Raw genomic sequence first — 1,531 nt, forward strand, 5'->3', positions numbered from 1 at the left:
GGCCTGGATCGACCCCGAAGTCGTCGAGTTGGCAGGCATCAGCGCCGACGAACTCGAGCGGTACCGCAACCCCGACGCCTTCGAAGCATCGGACACCCCCGTGCCACAGCCGGCATTCGATCCCGACCGACCATGGCCGCGGGGCATCCCACAGGAGATGTACGTCGGGCTCATCAACACCCCAGACGACGTCGTCACCGCGACGATGAGCGAGAACACACCGCCGGTCCTCGTCGAAGACTGACCGGTCGAGGACCGACGCGCTGATCATGATCGACTTCACCGGACGCGTCGTCCTCGTCGCGGGCGGGAGCAGCGGAATCGGGCTGGGCACGGCTCGGCGATTCCAACTCGCAGGTGCTGCCGTGCACGTCACAGGCACCCGCGCGAGCGCAGCGGACTACCCGGATGGTGACCTGGACGGACTCACGTTCCACCAGCTCGACGTCGCCGATCCCGGCGCCGCCGAGAATCTCGCGGCCGACTTCGACGCCCTCGACGTCCTGGTGCCCAGTGTCGGCACCGTCGCCTACGGAGGTGCCGAGTACGACATCGACACGTTCCGCCAGGTCATCGACGTCAACCTCAACGGCGTCATGGCCCTCTGCACCGCCTTCCGGCCTCAGCTGACCGCGTCCGACGCGGCGAGCATCGTGATGATCGGCTCGACCTCGAGCTTCATCGCCACCCCGGGTCAACCGGCCTACTCGGCGAGCAAGGGAGCGCTCGTCACGCTCACCAAATCCCTCGCTGCGGGATGGGCGAAACACGGCATCCGCGTCAACGGCATCGCTCCCGGCTTCGTGAACACCAAACTCACCAGCCGAAGCCACGACGACCCCGACGTGTACGACTCCACCATCCGCCGGATCCCGATGCGCCGCTGGGGCGAACCCGAAGAGATGGGTGACACCGCGCTGTTCCTCGCCTCGCCGATGGCCAGCTACGTCACCGGCCAGATGCTGCTCGTCGACGGCGGCATCACCCTGATGTGATGTGATGACCAACCTCGAGGAGTCGGCGGGAACCGACACGTCACCGGTCAGCGACCAGCAGGACTGGGCCAATCTCGATGCGTGGCTTCGACGCCACCTCGAGGGGCACGTCCCCGAACTCGATGGTGCGCTGAGCGTCGAACAGTTCACCGGCGGCCACGCCAATCTCACCTACTGCGTCAGCGTGGGTGCGACCGAGTTGGTGGTGCGACGCCCTCCGTTCGGCGACATCGCACCCGGGGCACACGACATGCGCCGCGAGTACCGGGTGCTGCACGGGTTGGGACCGGTGTTCGATCGAGCACCGCGTGCGCTCGCGTTCTGCGACGACGTCTCGGTCATCGGTGCCCCGTTCCTCGTCGTCGAACGTCGCCGCGGCCTGGTCGTGCGCGACGAGATCCCCCCGGGGCTCGCCGACGCTCCGGAAGCGGCTCGCCGGATCTCGATGGCGCTCGTCGACGCGCTCGCCGATCTCCATACCGTCGACGCCGACGAGGTCGGGCTGGGGCGCCTGGGGCGGCCGGACGGCTTCGTCG

Annotated in this window: 2 protein-coding genes and 1 pseudogene; all 3 read left to right on the plus strand. The window is 68.0% G+C overall.

The genetic code is table 11. The features are described from left to right. Positions 1-244, plus strand: a pseudogene (locus tag WBV89_RS13010) (VOC family protein); the annotation flags it as partial. 25 nt (positions 245-269) lie between these two features. Next, positions 270-995, plus strand: coding sequence for an SDR family NAD(P)-dependent oxidoreductase (locus WBV89_RS13015; protein WP_423981780.1), 726 nt, complete (start codon positions 270-272; stop codon positions 993-995). Between the two features lie 4 nt (positions 996-999). Next, positions 1,000-1,531: phosphotransferase family protein (locus tag WBV89_RS13020; RefSeq protein ID WP_423981781.1), on the plus strand; the 532-nt coding region annotated here is incomplete at its 3' end.

This window comes from Ilumatobacter sp., from assembly GCF_049588435.1.
Taxonomy (GTDB): domain Bacteria; phylum Actinomycetota; class Acidimicrobiia; order Acidimicrobiales; family Ilumatobacteraceae; genus Ilumatobacter_A.